We start from the raw sequence: 15,112 nt of genomic DNA on the forward strand, positions 1-15,112 counted from the left end.
CATACAGCACTCCATACTATATAATGTAAGAAACACTTAGCTCCGCTCAAACCCAAGATAGCGGGTGCCCTGAAAACTCAGCTTTCCGATGTCGCCCTGCACGAGCAGACCATAATCGCTTCCGTCCACTTCAAATTCCATCCGGTCGCCGCTCTCCACCTGAAAAGTCACATAGTACGATGTAAATGTGCTAGTGTCGTATCCGTGCGCACCGGACATATCTCCGGCATTGGCACTGCTGGAATGCGAAACATCGGTGCGCTTTGCTACCACTGTTGCCGGAACGGTAAGCCGCGGCGAGTGGTTGTTTTTGTTCCATGTGCGGAGATTTGAAATTAGAGCAAAGAAAAACATTCCAATAAAAAGCAGGAACAGGATTGGGAAAATGAAGCTGAATATAGCGTCAAACCATCCAAAAAACATTTTACTCCTCCAAAATTTCTTCCATCAGGTCCTTTACATCGTCCAGAAAAGATTCTTCACCGAGGGTGTTCACCTTGAAGAACACCGCTTGACTGCCTCCTGCGGTGATGGCAGACAGCCGGATCGGACTGTCTCCATTCTGGAACAGGGTCAGTGTCAGACTCAGGCGGTTGCCGCCCATCATGCTGTACCGTTCAAATACACGGACACTGCACCGGGCATCGCCCTCTTTGAAATCACTGCCTGCCTCTAAATCTGCCGACCAACTGCTGTCCGGGATTTCTTGTTCCAGCTTCCGAAGCAGCTTGTCAAAGTTTTTGTTTCAGATGGTCTTTTCAAAGATTGCCATAATGGTTCCTCCGTTCTGACAATTAAAATTCAGTCCCTTATTTTTGATACGAGCAGAGCCACAGGAAAATTGCGGAGAAATCGCTTGAAGAGAGGAATTTTGTCTAATTTGATTATAGCATATCTTTTGGAAGAACAAAATACTTTATGTACGCCGCCCGCAGGCGGCAAAAGTCAGTCCAGTGGAAATTCCAGCTCGGCAAACTCTGCATCGGTCAGCAGTTTCAGCTTTTCGATAACCACCACCGATAGTTCCCGCAGAGCGGTCTCGTCCGGCATCAGGTAGCACTGCATGAGCCGCAGTTCGTGAATGAGCCCCAGCCGGGTGCCGGTGTTGTAGAGCATCATCAGCATCAGTTCCTCATGGTTAAAGTTCATGCGCATCCCTCACTTTCCGGCAGACGATGGGGTTGCACTCCGGGGCACATAACGGTTCATCCGGTTGTTCCAGATGTCAAAGTCGGCGCAGGCGGTGGCATCGGGGCGCTGGGCGTAGATCATCAGCTGGTCTGCAAAGGGGTACTTGTACAGCCGGGATGCAGTGGTCAAATAGTCCGTCCAGCTTTCCCAGTACCGGGTCAGACCATTCGCCGTGCGCTGGGCAAGGGCGAGATATTCTTCGGTTTTGCTTGGCATAGCGTTCCTCCCTTCAATCTCGTTGTAAACAAAAAAGCGAGCGGCCTTTTCAGGTCACTCGCTTATGGAATCTATGGTAGTTTATAGCATGAATGGAAGCATTCTATCAAGCCCACTTTTTGCGGGTTATGAAAAAATTTCGGAACAATGCCCTATGACATTATCCCAGTTGACAACCATCGACAAACTGAAAGTCGTCATCGTATTCCTGTTATATAAGGTTGATCGTCGTTTCATCAAAATTCTTAATACTGAACATTGTGCACCACTCTACATCATCCCGAACCGGCTCAAAGTGCAGTGCTGAGCAAGCAGCATAAAGCCTGCCTTGTGATTTTTCTCCAGTCATAATCACTGTTGGTCCGTCAGCTCCACCGATAATGCCTACGCAAGCATTATTTTGGGTTTCCGGCGTGAAGGAGTCTCCCTCCACAGCAATTTCCATAGGCTTATCTCCATCGCAGCAATCACAAATCGAGATATCTTCCTCCGATTCAGGGAAAAGCGTATAACGCATGACGGTAAAATGTGTCGGATAAACCCAGAGGTCAGAACCGAAACACTTTTGAGGAATTGTTTGTTGCTCTATTTCCTGCACGGTCAATGTATAGTTTGTTCCGCTGACCGGATGGAGGAAAGAAAACGAATCACCGGGAGCGTGTGTCTGGAAATGTGGTCCCGGCACACGGCATGGCCGTTGCTCCATCGTAAGGGAGAGGGATTTTATTTCAGGACGGCGTTTGCTTGTCCACGGAAATGCCGCCCGAAAAATCATCCACCCATAGGATGTATCCAAATCATAGTGTTCCAATGCCCACTTTGCTTCCGCTTCATTGATCATCCCGTCTGGCAAACATGGATTAAAGACCACCGAGCAACCGTGGGAGGTCAGCATTGTTTTCCCGTTCAATTCCAAACGAGGAATAAAGTCAAGACAAAGTGGATTTTCTAAATCTATTTGCAGTTGCTGCTCCTGCGTGAAGTATTCACAAGAGTCGTTTTCGGGGTGTAAATCCCATTTAGTCATGAACTTGCGAATGTCTTCCTCCGGGGTACGCATACAAAAGTCCACAACGAACCCCTTGCTGCACGAATACGCCGCAGGAATGATCCAATGATGCCCGGCCCATTCAAATTGCTGATTCAAGGGGACTTCTGTTCCGGCACGTTCTTTTCCCGAATGTCCCCAGAAGTTTCCCTCAAAGTAGACTTTCCACTCCGGGATAGCTGGTTTTGCGTTCTGGTCCACAACATCGTAATATTCTTTGGTGTACTTGATTTTGCTGTAATCAAAAGATGCCTGAAGCTCTTTGATATATGCCCATGGCCGCTCCATTGGCATCAGCTTTAATTTCGTAGCGACAAGCGCAAGGGTTTCCTGCTGCTCCTGCGTGGGAGGGTTGTCCTGTAAGAAGGTTTCAAATTGTGCCTTATCCCACATCCATGCCTGCTCCAATGCTGCCACATCGCCGCAGGCAAGCAGTAGCCGCAGAAAATCAGCGAAATTTTTTGCCAACGGATGAACATAGTTTGGAAATGTGTTCGCCGGGCTGACAGCAAAAACCATACCGCCAAAGCCACGAACAAAACAGAAGTGGATTCCATCCACACCGGTCCAACCAAATACAGACGCACCCTTTGGTGTGCAAAAATACGGTTCGTTATCTGTACGGCGTTCTACGCCTAAGGATGAAAGATCAATGTCAGTCTGTAATAATTTCTGAAATGTTTTGTCCATCGGCTGATCCTCTTAAACAGGAAGTTGGCAATTTCCTATACCTATGATTTCTTATCAAAGAGTTTGCATCATTTCAAGGATAATGCCATCCGGGTCTCTGAAATAAAAAGCTCGGCTCTCCCCAAATCCATTTGCTCTAAAGTCGAAATACTGCGGTTCAGATAAGCACTCAACATGGTTTTCGATAAGGGTTTTATAGACAGAATCAATGTCATCCGTATAGAAACATACTTCCGAGATGGATGTCGTAAACAAATCTGATTGTTCTTTATGGATCTCGCTATCTACGAACTGAATCAGCTCGACCGGTGGCGTTTCAATAGCCTTAGAACCGTTCAAATAAGCGACCCTTGCTTTGCAATTCGACTTGCGAAACATTTTATCGGTTTCTTTGCCTTCCATAAAAATCTCTCCTTGAAACGCAAGTCCAAGGATGTCTCTGTAGAAAGCAACCGAGCGATCCAAGTCAGAAACGGTCAATCCAACATGATAAATTCTTCCAATCATATTTTTATAGCCTCCTGAGAAAATTCCGAGTTGTCGAGTTCAGTATACCACACCAAATGGCATTGTAAAAGAGAATATGTATGCCGCCCGCAGGCGGCAAAAGTCAGTCGAGCGGAAATTCCAACTCGGCAAACTCTGCATCGGTCACCAGTTTCAGCTTTTCGATAACGCCCTCCGACAGTTCTCGCAGGGCGGTTTCATCCGGCATCAGGTAGCACTGCATGAGCCGCAGTTCGTGGATAAGCCCTAGCCGGGTGCCGGAGTTGTAGAGCATCATCAGCATGAGTTCCTCGTGGTTAAAGTTCATGTCCATCCCTCGCTTTCCGGCAGACGGTAGGATTGCACTCCGGGGCATCGCACTTTTCCTTGAGATTCATCAGTACCGAAGGGCGTTCCGGCTGCTTGTCCAGAAACCCCTGTAAATCCTTGAAGCCGATGCTGTCCACATAATGCACAGACACCTCGCCATTGCGTTTGAGTGCAATCACATCGCTGACCGACAGGCTATGCCCCTCAAAATCCTGCGGACGGGAGAGGTTGAACACTTGAAACAGTTCTTCCAAAATCTCGTTGTTCGGCACATCCTGCCACATGGCGGGCAAATCAGCATAGTAGGTGACCTCGTAATGCTCCGGGTCGGGCGTTTTGCCTCGACGATTCAACTCCCGCATAGAAGCAAATCTTTCATCAAGGATTTTTTCGTCATGCCGCAGCTGCATCACCATATAAACATCGCACCCTGCGTTCAGAAATTTCTGCGGGATGTCCGCCATGGGTTCGCCGTCAAAATTCTGGTTCCATTTTTGCTGCATCGTCCACCTCACAGTTCTGGCGCAGAACGTGCAGACGATTTTGGCGCAGACGTATCACTTGCCAGTTCTGCCAGCTTTTCCAGTGTGGAAGGGCGATGGTCTGCACTCAGTTCCTCAGCTTCCGCAACTTTGTCCATGACGGCATCGTAGTCCTGCAACAGCCGCCGCCCCTTTTCCATGTGGTGCGCTTCCAGAATCTGCTCACGGGCTTCCTGAATGGTCAGTTCCGGGGCATCCAACTGCCCGCCGTCCATCACGGAATAATCGCTGTGGTAGAGGGTGTAGTCCCATCCATCCTCACAAGACTGGATGGCAAGGTAGCCTTTGCCGCCCAGTTCCCACGCCGCCTGCTCGTCCTGTGTCTGAATCTCCGGGTAGAAGTCGGCATGGTTTCGTTCCATGACTTCGGCAAACTGGCAGATGTGGAACACATTGCCCAGACCGCCCATGTCAAAGTGATAATCATCCAGATGTTCCACCCGTGCCGTAAAACTGTGCCCATCCGGGTAATCCACCTGAATCACGCCGCCATCTGGAATGCGATAGAGGTCATCATAGTGGCTGTTGATGAGACGAATATCCCTCGGCAGCGTTTCCGGCTCCCAGATGCGCCGTCTGCCGATGCCCGCCTGCGGGATGTTTTCGAGGATCTTTACGCTTTCCTGTTGGATGGCCTTGCGGTCATCGTCCGAAAGTTCAAACAGATACCAGTTCCGGGCGGCAGAAATGGCGTTCCTGCCATCGGGCGGCAGGTTCTTTTCCGAGATCTGCCCGCTTTCCAGCGGCTCACCAGTTACCTTGTTGTAGGTGGCAAAGCCGACTCCTGCGCCATTTTCCCGGAGGTGGAGATAGCGTTCATCGTTGATAAGGTAAACCGCTTCTTTTTTCTGCTCCATCAGCAACCACCTTCAAATTCAAGAGAAAACTTGCTGCGGCCATCAGCTTCACAGGACAGCAGCACGGTGGCATTGTAGGTCTTGCCCTTGGCACTCTTGCAGTCCTTCAGGCGGACCCGACCATCCCGCAGCAGCTTGTCCGCCACATGAGCGTCCAGACGCTTGCCCAGACGCTTGAAGAACGCATTGTCCTTCCACAGCACGAAACGGCACTCCCGGTTCTCGCAGAACCAGCCCTTTTCACGCTCCACAACATTTGCACCACAGTTCGGGCAGACACCAATAATCTTGCTTTTCATAAGTGCATTCGCTCCTTTTTTCATTTCCGTGTTCTTTACCAGTTCGGTAATCACCATATTGATCTCAGTCATAAATTCACTCGGCTCCATTTCGCCACGTTCGATTTGCAGCAGTTTTGTTTCCCAATCGGCGGTCATTTCCGGGGACTGGATCTCTTCGGGCATTACGGTAATAAGGGCTTTGCCCTTGTCGGTAGGCAGCAGCACCTTGGTTTTCTTGGTGCCCTTGCGCTCCAGAAAGCCCTTCTGCACCAGCTTTTCAATAGTTGCGGCGCGGGTGGCCGGGGTACCGATGCCCTGACGTTCTACGCCCTCCGGCATACTGTCTGCACTGGCGGTTTCCATCGCATGAAGTAGAAGGTCCTCGGTGAAATGCTTCGGCGGGGACGTTTGCCCCTCTTTCAGTTCAGCACTGGCAACGCTGCACTGGCTTTGCTCCTGCACATCGGGCAGAACAGCCTGTTCTTTCTGCTTGCCCAACAGTTCGCCCAGCATTTTCCGCTCCATGGCTCTCCATCCATCGGACAGCACCAACTTGCCTTTTGCGGAGAATTCCTCTCCGGCGCAGATGGTGGTGAGCGTAGTTTCTGCATAGCAGTGCGGTTCGCCCACAGCGCAGAGCAGCCGTGCGGCAATCAACCGCAGGACATTCCGCTCCCCGGCAGGGAGGGCGGCAAGGTCTGCTTTTGCCATGCTTTTCGTAGGCAGCAGCGCATGGTGGTCGGTGACTTTGCTGCCGTTGATGACCTGCTGCACATGGATGGGAAACGGCTCTTCCACAGCAAACGCCTTGCCCGTGTTCGTCACCAGCCCCGGCAGGGATGCCGCCATATCCTCCGTCAAAAATCGGCTGTCCGTGCGGGGGTAGGTGATGAGCCGCTTTTCGTAAAGACTTTGGGCATAATCCAAGGTCTGCTGTGCCGTAAACCCCAGCAGACGGTTTGCATCCCGCTGCAATGCGGTAAGGTCGTAGAGCTGCGGCGGACTTTCGGACTTTTCCTTGCGTTCCATCTTCTGCACTGTGACACGTCCCTCCTTTCGGCATTTGGAAAGCAGTAGTTCAGCATCCGCTTTCTGTGCAAATCGTTTGCTGGATGCAGTGCCGCCGTCTGCAAGGGTCAGGGCAACCGTGTAGAATTTCTCTTGCGTGAAGGCGGCAATGGAAGCTTCCCGAACCACCGTCATGGCAAGCACCGGGGTCATAACACGCCCTACCGCCAAGGGCTGGTTGTACAGGCACGAAAAAAGCCGGGACGCATTGATGCCGACCATCCAGTCGGCACGTTCCCGGCAGAGTGCTGCGTTGTACAGCGCATCGTATTCAGTTGACGGTTTGAGATGGGCGAAACCTTCCCGGATGGCGGTTTCCTCCATGCTGGACAGCCACAGGCGAGAAACAGGCTTTTTGCAGCCGGCCTGCTGGTAGACAAGTCGGAAGATCAATTCTCCCTCCCGTCCGGAATCTGTAGGATAGTTCTCGGAGGTGACTTTTCTGACTTTGTTACTCGATGGCATCCAATGGGCCGATAAAGCGGTAGAAAATCTGGATTTTCTGGACGTATTCGCCATCGACCTTTTCCGCTTTGGATACCAGAATCTTGTCAATCAGCTGATGCAGAATCTTATAGTTCAGTTCGGTGATGCCAGCGTACTTGCTGACTTCATCAATAAAATCCTGAATCTTGTCCAGCTGATCGTGTTCAGCACGGCCTTCCCGCTCGTACTGCTCAATCTTTTCGGTCAGTTCAGCCTGTTCTTTGTCGTAGCGATCTGCAAGCATTTGAAAACGTTTCTCCGGGAGAAGTCCCTTTGATACGTCCTCATAAAGTTTTGCATACAGGTCTTCGATTTCTGCGATTCGTGCTTTACACTGCTTCAAATCCCGTTTGTGCTGCGCCCGGTCAGAGGACACCCGGAGGTGCATCTGATTTGCAATCTTCTTCACAAGGGCTTCCCGATTGCTCACAGCGGCCTTTGCGTGTGCCTGAATGTCCGCAAAGACAGCTTCATGCAGAACACGGGCTTCCAAATTATGAGAGTCACAGGCTTTCGCACCATATTTCCGATAAGTGCTGCAACAATAAAATGTCTGATCCAGAACACTGTTACGTTTGCGCCTGTGCTCGACCTTGACTAACATCGTTCTGCCGCAGTCTGCACAGCGGACGATGCCCTTGAAGATATTGTCGTAGTCGGTCTTATCGCACATAAAGCAGCCGGAACGGCTGTAAAGGATTCGCTGCACGTTCTCCCAACGGTCTTGTGGGATGATTGCTTCATGTGTATTCGGAACGATAGCGCGTTCTTCAAACGGAATATAACGCCGCTTTTTGGATTTCATGGACACGGTGGGCTTGGCTTCGTAGATGATGTGTCCGGCGTAGACTGGGCTGTGCAGAACCTGACTGATATAGGCACTGTCCCAATCATACATCTTTTCATCATCAATAAAGCGGCCAAACATCTCTTTCTTGTAGTAACACGGCTTCAAGACTTTTTCATCGTGGAGCCGCTTGGCGATACGGTGAAGCCCCAGCCCTTCCTCTGCCATTGAATAGATATACTCAACAACGGGGGCGGTATTCGGGTCGATCACAAGGTGATTGTGGTCGGCAGGGTCTTTCTGGTAGCCAAACGGTGCGCCGCTTGAGATATACTTTCCGCTTTTCTTGCGTGTCCGAAGGGCACTCTTGATTTTTCGGGAAGTGTCTTTGGCGTACATTTCATTGATGATGTTTCGGAACGGGGCAATATCCATCTGGGATTGCTCGTTGGAATCATAACCATCATTGATTGCAATATAGCGGACACCGTGTTCAGGAAAGAAGATTTCCATATACGTTCCGGTTTCGATGTGGTTGCGTCCAAGTCGGGACTGGTCTTTGGTAATGACTGTTGCCACCTTTCCTTCCCGGATATCATCCAGAAGTTCCTGAAAGGCAGGGCGGTCAGAGTTTGTACCGCTGTAACCATCATCGACATAGAACTGGCAATTCCCGAAACCGTTGCGTGTGGCATACTCCATAAGCATCGCCTTTTGAGTGCGGATGCTCAGGCTTTCGCTGTTTGAACCGTCATCTTTTGACAGCCGGCAGTATAAAGCAGTTACTTTTTTGTCCTTTTCCATGCGTACCTCCATAATGGAAAAGAGACCTCATCAATCACATTGTAGCGGATGCTGCGTGATGATGCAAGCCCTTTTCCGCAGTAAAACGTCCAATTAGCCAGCGGCAAGATACGATTCGGCAGTTTTACGAATTTCTTCTTCCGCAAGCCGCTGAAAAAGCGTATTCATCGGCACATTGCCGATATAATGGCGTTCCACGATCAGGCGCACGGACTTCGGACTTCTCGGCGCACGTTTGCGTGTGGTGGGCTTCTTCTCAGATTTTTCTTTGTTCAAGGGCAGACCTCCTCATTCATGTGGTGCAAATACGGAAAGGAATGGATGGATTCTATTCGTTTTTCTCTTTTTGTTTTATTACGTTGGTTAGGTGAAAGTTTTCTTCGATACAGTCTTAAAGGCTGCTATACTGCATAGGAAAAATCTCTTTTGCAGATGCCATTAAGAATCTGCATCACAGAATCGTGATTTTGGCGGTTCTTGAATCGTGAAAAACGCAGAACTATTCAACATTTGGAATTTTTACAAAGATGTGATTGGGCGAAGAAAACCGCGTTCGTCTGCGCTCAATCAATCCCGCAGCGTCCAATTCCTTAAGCGCACTGGAAACACTGACCGTGCTGCGCCCTAGCTGCTCAGCCAAAGAGCAAATCGTAAAAATGACAAACACGAAACCTCGTTCATCTGTCCAGAGATTTTTCTGCGAGAGCGTGGCACGGTCGAGCAGCAGCGCATAAGTCATTTTTGCAGTCTGGCTCAGGTCAAGTTCCAAAAGAAAGCGTGGGTATGGGAGAAACGGCGGCAGCGGAGTTTGCGTGGTAAGATATTCTGAAATGTTGATCACCTCCAGCTGAAGCAGAAATCGGAAACAAAGCGTATGTAACGAGAATTGGTGGGTTCCAATTCTCCAGTCGCAGAAAAGCACGAAACAAGTGCTCAACTGCGTTAATAAGTTAAGGTCTCCCATATTGGTCCTCGACTTCCCTAGGAGTGGGGAATCGTCCGGCGGCGGGCTTGCACCGCACCATTGGCATTTCAGCCACCCCGTCTTCGTCATGACCGGGCTGCGAGTTACAGAAGTACCTTTTGTGAAGTGCCGGACGATTGAACTATTCTATTTTCAAAGAACGGAGTTTCATAGAAAATCTTCGGAGGTTAAGCCTTCCGAAAAATCATCCCTCTACTTACGAGCCATCGAAAACGGCCAAAAAGTAGCCTGAAAAAGAAATTCGTTGAAAAGTTTTTGGAAAATATAGTTGAAGTAGCTGCTTGATTAAAATAACATTGACCCATGGGGCGACCGATGGAGGACGGAACTTCGCAACATTGGCAGTGCCTAAAGTTGAAAGTGGTCTTGAAAAAGATGCCCTACACTTGGTAGGCATCGAGAACGTCTGTTTCGTAGCATTGGTGAGAAACTTGTAATTGAATTGTAATTCTTGAGACCAAATCTCCGCTTTTGAAAAAATCCTCTCAATAGGTAGGCAACGAAAACAGCCCAAAGACAACCATCTTTTTGAGAATTAACAAAAAGGTCACAAATGACCGGCTTTCAAAGAGGCGCTTCTACTATTAACAGAAAAAGTGGCCTAAAATGGGGGGTGTTGGAGAAAATTTCTGCCTTAAAAGTACGCCTCTACTCACTAGCCAGCGAGAATAGCCAAAAGCCAGCAAAAAACAAATGAATTATGTACTTCTGCCACTGATTGCAACGGCATATCGGTGACAGAAAGATCGTTTAGAGCGATTCTTCGCGGTTTGGGGTGGTAGAAATCGTTTTGTAGTTGGACTTTTTCTGCTGAAGCTGCTCCAGCTGTTTCAGCACCGATTCCTTCTCCGGCATCTTACCGCCCGGTGCGGAAAGCTGCTGCTTATTCAGCACCATGTCGATATATTTGCGGATGTTTTTCAGGGCGGAGATGTCCGGCTGCAAGGTTTCCAGTTTGGTACGCAGTTCTGCGCTGCCGGATTGCAGCGCAGAAAATTCGGCATCCAATGCCGAAAAATCTACCGCTGTGCTGCCGTTCAGTTTCATCAGAGTGCGGACAGCTTTATTAAAGGTGTCCAGCTCCTCTTTGTGCTGGGCGGCATAAGCGTCCTTGGTCAACTTGAAGTTCTTCTTGATAAAGGTGTCGTGGATGGGCTTCAGCTTGGCATGGGCGGCGGCAGCATCCTTGATCTGGGCGATTGCCCGCATACGGTTTTCGTTCTGCTTCAACTGCCTACGGAGAGGGGCGGCGGTCTGGTTCAGGTTAGAAATTGCGGTATCCAGATCCTCGATGGTGTTCAGAGAATGGGCTTTCAGATAGTCCACCGCCCGTTTGACTTCCTCAAAGTCTCGGACAGTGCATTTCAGTTTTGCCTTGCCAGACCAATCGCTGCGCTGCTCGTTGCGGAGGTTGAAGTAATCCACCAGCAGGTCGGACAGCATTGGCTCCTTGGCTTGTTCCAGTGCATCCAAAAGAATCTGCTTCTTTTCATTCAGGTCTGCGATCCAGCGTTGCAGCCCACGAATCGCACTGCGGATGGACTGCATCAGGCTATTGGCGGCGCGAATATCCCGGTTCAGGTTGCCGAGAAAAGTTTCCACTCCACGCTTTTCCATCTGGTGTGCGGCGGGACCGAGATGCACGGTCGGTATCTGCTGGATGCCCTGTCGCTCAAAGGAGCGCAGGTCAACACGTTCCGGGCGGCCAGCCGCTTCCAAATAGCGGTTGGTAATGGTCTCCCAGCCATGCCGCCAGACCTCGGCATACTTCTGGTCGTTCCAGTCCACCGTGTTTTCCTTGTGGCACTTCCAGTTGCCGGAAGCGAGCCGGATGCGCTCACCGTTCTCGTCAAGGTCGTACACCTTTCTGGCTTTCGGGAGCCACTTGCCGTGTTCATCTATTGCCCGGAGCGTCAGCAGAATGTGAGCGTGTGGGTTTCCATCTCCCTTGTCGTGGATGGCAAAGTCGGCAATCATCCCTTTGGAAACAAACTGCTCCTGACAAAACTCTTTTATCATGGACAAATACTGCTCCTTCGGCACCTCCACCGGGAACGCCAGCACGATGCGCCGGGCAAGCTGGGAGTTCCACTGGTTCTCCACAGCTTCTACGGCGTTCCAGAGGGTCGCCCGGTCTGCATATCCGGGCGGCGCATAGGATGGCAGCATGATCTCAGCGTGGACAAGCTCTTTCTTCTTGTTGTAGAATTTTGTTCTCTGGTCGTACTCGCTGAACAGCCGTTCGCCGCTTTGGTAAGCGGCCCCGGCAACAGCGGACTGCCCTTGGCTGCGCTTGACGATGGTAATTTTGAAATGCGGACACGGAATAGGCATCACCCCCAAACAAAAAGACCGCCCAGCAAGATTGCTCTTGGTGAACGGTCTGGAATTGTATTCGGTTTTGCTCGCCGCCTTAGAACGGAGTGCCATGCGCTTCGATCTCAGGCGGGAGCCGCAAAAGGATAGCTGCAAAGCAGCGCAAGGAAAATGCAGTTTTCCTTGGGATGGAATCGGGCTGGCGCACAAACGCCAGCTTCGATTTCATCGAGCCGTCTGCAAGACCGCAATTTCACCGGAACGGTGTATAATTGCGCCCTTTATTCTAAAGGGTGCGGAACGCTGCGGCTTTCGTGCAGGTCGTGAATCATCTTTGCAAGAGCCAGCGCAACTTCCGGCTGACGGAACGCAATTTTCAGCAGCTCCATCACCTGATCGTTGGTGAGTTCTTCCGGCGCAATCAGAAAACTTTCCAGCATTCCGGCACGGGTACACAGCCGATGCACACGGGCCTTGCGGGTCAGCTCCGGTATCTGGTGTTCCAGAATTTTCTCCCGGTGCTGGTAGTAGCGCAGCTGCTGTTCTGCTTTGGCTTTCTCGCTGCGGAGATAGGCGAGATCGGTTTTCGGTTGGGTCAATGGCATCACGCTCCTTTTCAAAAGTTGGTTGTATTCGACATTTTTATTGGTTCGTGGTACACTACACACAATCAATGTGAATAGAGGTGACTGCGTTGCTTGCGTTATATCTAAGTGTGCTTGATGATCGAAACTTTGAAGAAGATTTTACCGAGGTGTACAATACATACAAACGGCTGGTTTACCATACCGCTTACAAAATCATGGATGATTCGTATCTGGCAGAGGATGTGCTACAAGAGGTATTTTTGTACGTTGCAAAAAATTTTTCTAAAATTCATCGAGAAAACTGTCACGAACTCGCTGCTTATCTCGTTAGTTGTAGTAGAAGCCGTGCATATGATATGCTTCGCAAACAACGAGAAGAATTGCTGGAAGATGTCCCAAACGAACCAGATGCCGCTCCGGTGCCGGATGATGCAGCAGTTAGCACCGATAACATTGAACGTCTAACAGAACTGATTGGCCAAATGAAACCGATGTACCGTGATCCGCTACGCCTTTTGGCAATGGGATATACAAACCGTGAGATTGCAAAATCGCTGGGATTAACGGATGAAGTGGTACGAACACGGCTCTTTCGAGGACGAAAACTATTATGGAAGGAGATGAACAGCCATGAGTGAGCGGACAGACATTTCATTTGATGCGGCTTTGATGATGGCACTTCGTGCAGATGCGCAAAGAGAACTGGATTCGCTTCCAACGCCAAAGCAGTTTGAGGAAATCTACCCAGATACGTCCCAATGGGACGAACGAATGACAGAGGCCTTAAAGAAGAAAAAGCACCACCCAGTGTTGAAACGAGTACTAATTGCGGCATTGACACTCGTAATGCTGACGGTTGGTGCTCTTGCGGTCAGCGCTGATTTCCGCAGGGCAGTCTATACGATGATTCAAAAATTTCTGCCCATTGAGATGCAGCTGACTTATCAGGTGGATGGCGAACCGCTGGAGTGGCTCCCGGATGGATACAGCGACCATTATGTGCCGAACGGCTTTGAAATGGACGATGTGCAGAAATTTGAGCGAGCAGAAAACTTTTTACATGTTTACTCGTCAAAAGAAACAGAGGAAAGCTACACAGTCCGTTGCTCAATTATCCAGCCAGGGCAGCAGTCCCTGTTTGATAATGAGCATACAGTGTACGAAACCGTAAAGGTCGGAGAAGCAGATGGTGTACTTGGAACCAGTACGGATGAACATGGAAAGAATGTTTATACTCTAAGTTGGGAACATCGGGGGATTACACATACCGTTATGGGAAACATTCCATACGATGAGATTATGAAAATTGCGGAAGGTATCCGTTAAGAAAGCTGGACACTTGTGAGAGTTCACAAATGTCTGGCTTTCTTTTTGTCTGAACTTACAAAGATGGAAAATTTGAAAAATTTTCTCCTGAAAATTGAAACGAAGCGAATGCGAATTGCGTTGATTATACAAAGGCTCTTGATGGGAGCAAAAAAACGGAGGTGTATGTCTATGTCGAAAAAGCGTTTGTTGTCCATTGTTGTTTCAGCGGTGATTCTCTTGAGCTTTGCCTGCACCGCAATGGCCGCTGAAAAGTCTGAACGGTATGTAGGCGATAGTACGGTCAACGGATCTATTTACCAAACATACTATCAGGTTGATGCCCAGACTCGAACTGGAGTAAAGAAAATCAGCGTTTCAGGCGTTCTCTATGAAAAGGGGACAATTGGAACATGGCAAAAAGTAAGTAGCTGCTCAAACAGCAGCACGACCTCAACCTGCATGGTGAGCAGTAGCTTTAACACTAAGCCCGGAAAATCTTATAGGCTTGAGTATTCTGCGACCTTTAGCTATTCCGATGGACGGAGCGAAACCATTACCGGAAGTACCAGTAGATAAGTGGAGTTTGTTATATATTTCAGCAAGTTAGAAAGGTGTGAGGTAATTATAAAGGCGAGACCAACGCGAGTTATCCGATACCTAGCTATAGTCGCACTGTGCTTGCTTTTGGGCTTTATGCTTGGAAGAAAAAGCAAATATGAAAAACGAGATTATTTGAAACAATTCAAAATTGGAAAAGCAACATACTCTGAATCGTTGATATATGAGGCTTATGGCGGATTGCAAAATGATGGGATAATGTTAGCGGTATACTACGATGTGGATGCAGCCAAAATTATTCATCAACTCGATTCATGGGAGAAAATTAATGATTCTCCAACCATATCTTCTATATTAAAAAATGTGTCGTCATATTTTGGATTAGATTTTGTGATTCCTGAAATTGCAAGTGGAAATTTTTTTCTTTATGATAATAGTCAGCATAAGGAACTACGCTCGGAAGCCGAAATGAATACATTGCTTTTACATTCTGAAGATGTGAATTTTAGTCTCGTTGTCTGGGATGATGAGAAGCACACAATTTATATAGTAGAGTACAGAATTTAAGGAGG

The 15,112-nt window shown here is 49.1% G+C and carries 18 protein-coding genes and 1 pseudogene; 4 read left to right on the top strand and 15 right to left on the bottom strand.

All coding sequences use genetic code 11. The features are described 5' to 3' along the window. Positions 1-36: 36 nt before the first annotated feature. The 15 genes and pseudogenes from ACGHUK_RS02975 to ACGHUK_RS03045 all read right to left on the bottom strand — a co-directional run bounded on the left by ACGHUK_RS02975 (position 37) and on the right by ACGHUK_RS03045 (position 12,692). Entirely contained in the window at positions 37-423 is a 387-nt protein-coding gene (locus ACGHUK_RS02975; protein WP_015536783.1) for a DUF2500 domain-containing protein, read from the bottom strand. Between the two features lies 1 nt (position 424). Further along, positions 425-727: a DUF6054 family protein gene (locus tag ACGHUK_RS02980; protein ID WP_242821966.1), complete on the bottom strand. Its 303-nt coding sequence runs from the start codon at positions 725-727 to the stop codon at positions 425-427. A gap of 218 nt (positions 728-945) precedes the next feature. After that, positions 946-1,149, bottom strand: coding sequence for a transposon-transfer assisting family protein (locus tag ACGHUK_RS02985; protein ID WP_044954185.1), 204 nt, complete (start codon positions 1,147-1,149; stop codon positions 946-948). Positions 1,150-1,182: 33 nt separating this feature from the next. Beyond that, positions 1,183-1,407 (bottom strand): annotated as a pseudogene (locus ACGHUK_RS02990) (hypothetical protein); the annotation flags it as partial. A 211-nt stretch (positions 1,408-1,618) separates the two neighbouring features. Continuing rightward, entirely contained in the window at positions 1,619-3,145 is a 1,527-nt protein-coding gene (locus ACGHUK_RS02995; protein WP_390574940.1) for a hypothetical protein, read from the bottom strand. 54 nt (positions 3,146-3,199) lie between these two features. After that, entirely contained in the window at positions 3,200-3,652 is a 453-nt protein-coding gene (locus ACGHUK_RS03000; protein ID WP_005945543.1) for a VOC family protein, read from the bottom strand. Between the two features lie 103 nt (positions 3,653-3,755). Next, on the bottom strand, positions 3,756-3,959 hold the full coding sequence (locus ACGHUK_RS03005; protein WP_044954181.1) for a transposon-transfer assisting family protein: 204 nt from the start codon (positions 3,957-3,959) through the stop codon (positions 3,756-3,758). Further along, positions 3,949-4,464 carry a YodL domain-containing protein gene (locus ACGHUK_RS03010; protein ID WP_390574943.1) on the bottom strand — a complete coding sequence of 172 codons (516 nt, stop codon included), beginning with the start codon at positions 4,462-4,464 and terminating at the stop codon, positions 3,949-3,951. The genes ACGHUK_RS03005 and ACGHUK_RS03010 overlap by 11 nt, the downstream gene beginning before the upstream one ends. 8 nt (positions 4,465-4,472) lie before the next feature. After that, positions 4,473-5,360 (bottom strand): LPD16 domain-containing protein, encoded by an 888-nt coding sequence (locus tag ACGHUK_RS03015; RefSeq protein ID WP_390574945.1) that lies wholly within the window; start codon positions 5,358-5,360, stop codon positions 4,473-4,475. Further along, on the bottom strand, positions 5,360-7,174 hold the full coding sequence (locus ACGHUK_RS03020) for a DNA topoisomerase (RefSeq protein ID WP_390574948.1): 1,815 nt from the start codon (positions 7,172-7,174) through the stop codon (positions 5,360-5,362). The genes ACGHUK_RS03015 and ACGHUK_RS03020 overlap by 1 nt, the downstream gene beginning before the upstream one ends. After that, positions 7,161-8,798 carry a recombinase family protein gene (locus ACGHUK_RS03025; RefSeq protein ID WP_390574950.1) on the bottom strand — a complete coding sequence of 546 codons (1,638 nt, stop codon included), beginning with the start codon at positions 8,796-8,798 and terminating at the stop codon, positions 7,161-7,163. The genes ACGHUK_RS03020 and ACGHUK_RS03025 overlap by 14 nt, the downstream gene beginning before the upstream one ends. A gap of 81 nt (positions 8,799-8,879) precedes the next feature. Next, positions 8,880-9,062, bottom strand: a complete 183-nt coding sequence (locus ACGHUK_RS03030; RefSeq protein ID WP_005924684.1) for a hypothetical protein — start codon at positions 9,060-9,062, stop codon at positions 8,880-8,882. A gap of 223 nt (positions 9,063-9,285) precedes the next feature. After that, positions 9,286-9,750 carry a replication initiator protein A gene (locus ACGHUK_RS03035; protein WP_242699957.1) on the bottom strand — a complete coding sequence of 155 codons (465 nt, stop codon included), beginning with the start codon at positions 9,748-9,750 and terminating at the stop codon, positions 9,286-9,288. Between the two features lie 771 nt (positions 9,751-10,521). Then, on the bottom strand, positions 10,522-12,099 hold the full coding sequence (mobQ, locus tag ACGHUK_RS03040) for a MobQ family relaxase (RefSeq protein WP_390575758.1): 1,578 nt from the start codon (positions 12,097-12,099) through the stop codon (positions 10,522-10,524). Positions 12,100-12,368: 269 nt separating this feature from the next. Next, the gene (locus ACGHUK_RS03045) at positions 12,369-12,692 is read right to left on the bottom strand and encodes a DUF3847 domain-containing protein (protein ID WP_005924694.1); all 324 of its coding nucleotides are present in this window, start codon (positions 12,690-12,692) and stop codon (positions 12,369-12,371) included. A gap of 80 nt (positions 12,693-12,772) precedes the next feature. Between ACGHUK_RS03045 and ACGHUK_RS03050 the strand changes: the two genes are divergently transcribed. The 4 genes from ACGHUK_RS03050 to ACGHUK_RS03065 all read left to right on the top strand — a co-directional run bounded on the left by ACGHUK_RS03050 (position 12,773) and on the right by ACGHUK_RS03065 (position 15,107). Beyond that, a complete protein-coding gene (locus ACGHUK_RS03050; RefSeq protein ID WP_223383315.1) occupies positions 12,773-13,312 on the top strand; it encodes an RNA polymerase sigma factor in 540 nt (179 codons plus the stop codon). Continuing rightward, entirely contained in the window at positions 13,305-14,000 is a 696-nt protein-coding gene (locus tag ACGHUK_RS03055; protein ID WP_005924698.1) for a DUF4367 domain-containing protein, read from the top strand. Before ACGHUK_RS03050 ends, ACGHUK_RS03055 begins: the two co-directional genes overlap by 8 nt. Positions 14,001-14,171: 171 nt before the next feature. After that, positions 14,172-14,558, top strand: coding sequence for a hypothetical protein (locus ACGHUK_RS03060; protein ID WP_223383317.1), 387 nt, complete (start codon positions 14,172-14,174; stop codon positions 14,556-14,558). A gap of 156 nt (positions 14,559-14,714) precedes the next feature. Continuing rightward, the gene (locus ACGHUK_RS03065) at positions 14,715-15,107 is read left to right on the top strand and encodes a hypothetical protein (protein WP_223383318.1); all 393 of its coding nucleotides are present in this window, start codon (positions 14,715-14,717) and stop codon (positions 15,105-15,107) included. Positions 15,108-15,112 lie beyond the last annotated feature (5 nt).

The organism is Faecalibacterium sp. i25-0019-C1 (assembly GCF_042854225.1).
Lineage (GTDB): Bacteria > Bacillota > Clostridia > Oscillospirales > Ruminococcaceae > Faecalibacterium > Faecalibacterium taiwanense.

Coding starts and splice junctions, on each gene's coding strand:
- ACGHUK_RS03000 (WP_005945543.1), bottom strand. CDS start 3,652: ATGATTGGAAGAATTTATCATGTTGGATTGACCGTTTCTGACTTGGAT.
- ACGHUK_RS03025 (WP_390574950.1), bottom strand. CDS start 8,798: ATGGAGGTACGCATGGAAAAGGACAAAAAAGTAACTGCTTTATACTGC.
- ACGHUK_RS03015 (WP_390574945.1), bottom strand. CDS start 5,360: ATGGAGCAGAAAAAAGAAGCGGTTTACCTTATCAACGATGAACGCTAT.
- ACGHUK_RS02995 (WP_390574940.1), bottom strand. CDS start 3,145: ATGGACAAAACATTTCAGAAATTATTACAGACTGACATTGATCTTTCA.
- ACGHUK_RS02975 (WP_015536783.1), bottom strand. CDS start 423: ATGTTTTTTGGATGGTTTGACGCTATATTCAGCTTCATTTTCCCAATC.
- ACGHUK_RS03035 (WP_242699957.1), bottom strand. CDS start 9,750: ATGGGAGACCTTAACTTATTAACGCAGTTGAGCACTTGTTTCGTGCTT.
- ACGHUK_RS03060 (WP_223383317.1), top strand. CDS start 14,172: ATGTCGAAAAAGCGTTTGTTGTCCATTGTTGTTTCAGCGGTGATTCTC.
- ACGHUK_RS02985 (WP_044954185.1), bottom strand. CDS start 1,149: ATGAACTTTAACCATGAGGAACTGATGCTGATGATGCTCTACAACACC.
- ACGHUK_RS03020 (WP_390574948.1), bottom strand. CDS start 7,174: ATGCCATCGAGTAACAAAGTCAGAAAAGTCACCTCCGAGAACTATCCT.
- ACGHUK_RS03045 (WP_005924694.1), bottom strand. CDS start 12,692: ATGCCATTGACCCAACCGAAAACCGATCTCGCCTATCTCCGCAGCGAG.
- ACGHUK_RS03005 (WP_044954181.1), bottom strand. CDS start 3,959: ATGAACTTTAACCACGAGGAACTCATGCTGATGATGCTCTACAACTCC.
- ACGHUK_RS03010 (WP_390574943.1), bottom strand. CDS start 4,464: ATGCAGCAAAAATGGAACCAGAATTTTGACGGCGAACCCATGGCGGAC.
- ACGHUK_RS03055 (WP_005924698.1), top strand. CDS start 13,305: ATGAGTGAGCGGACAGACATTTCATTTGATGCGGCTTTGATGATGGCA.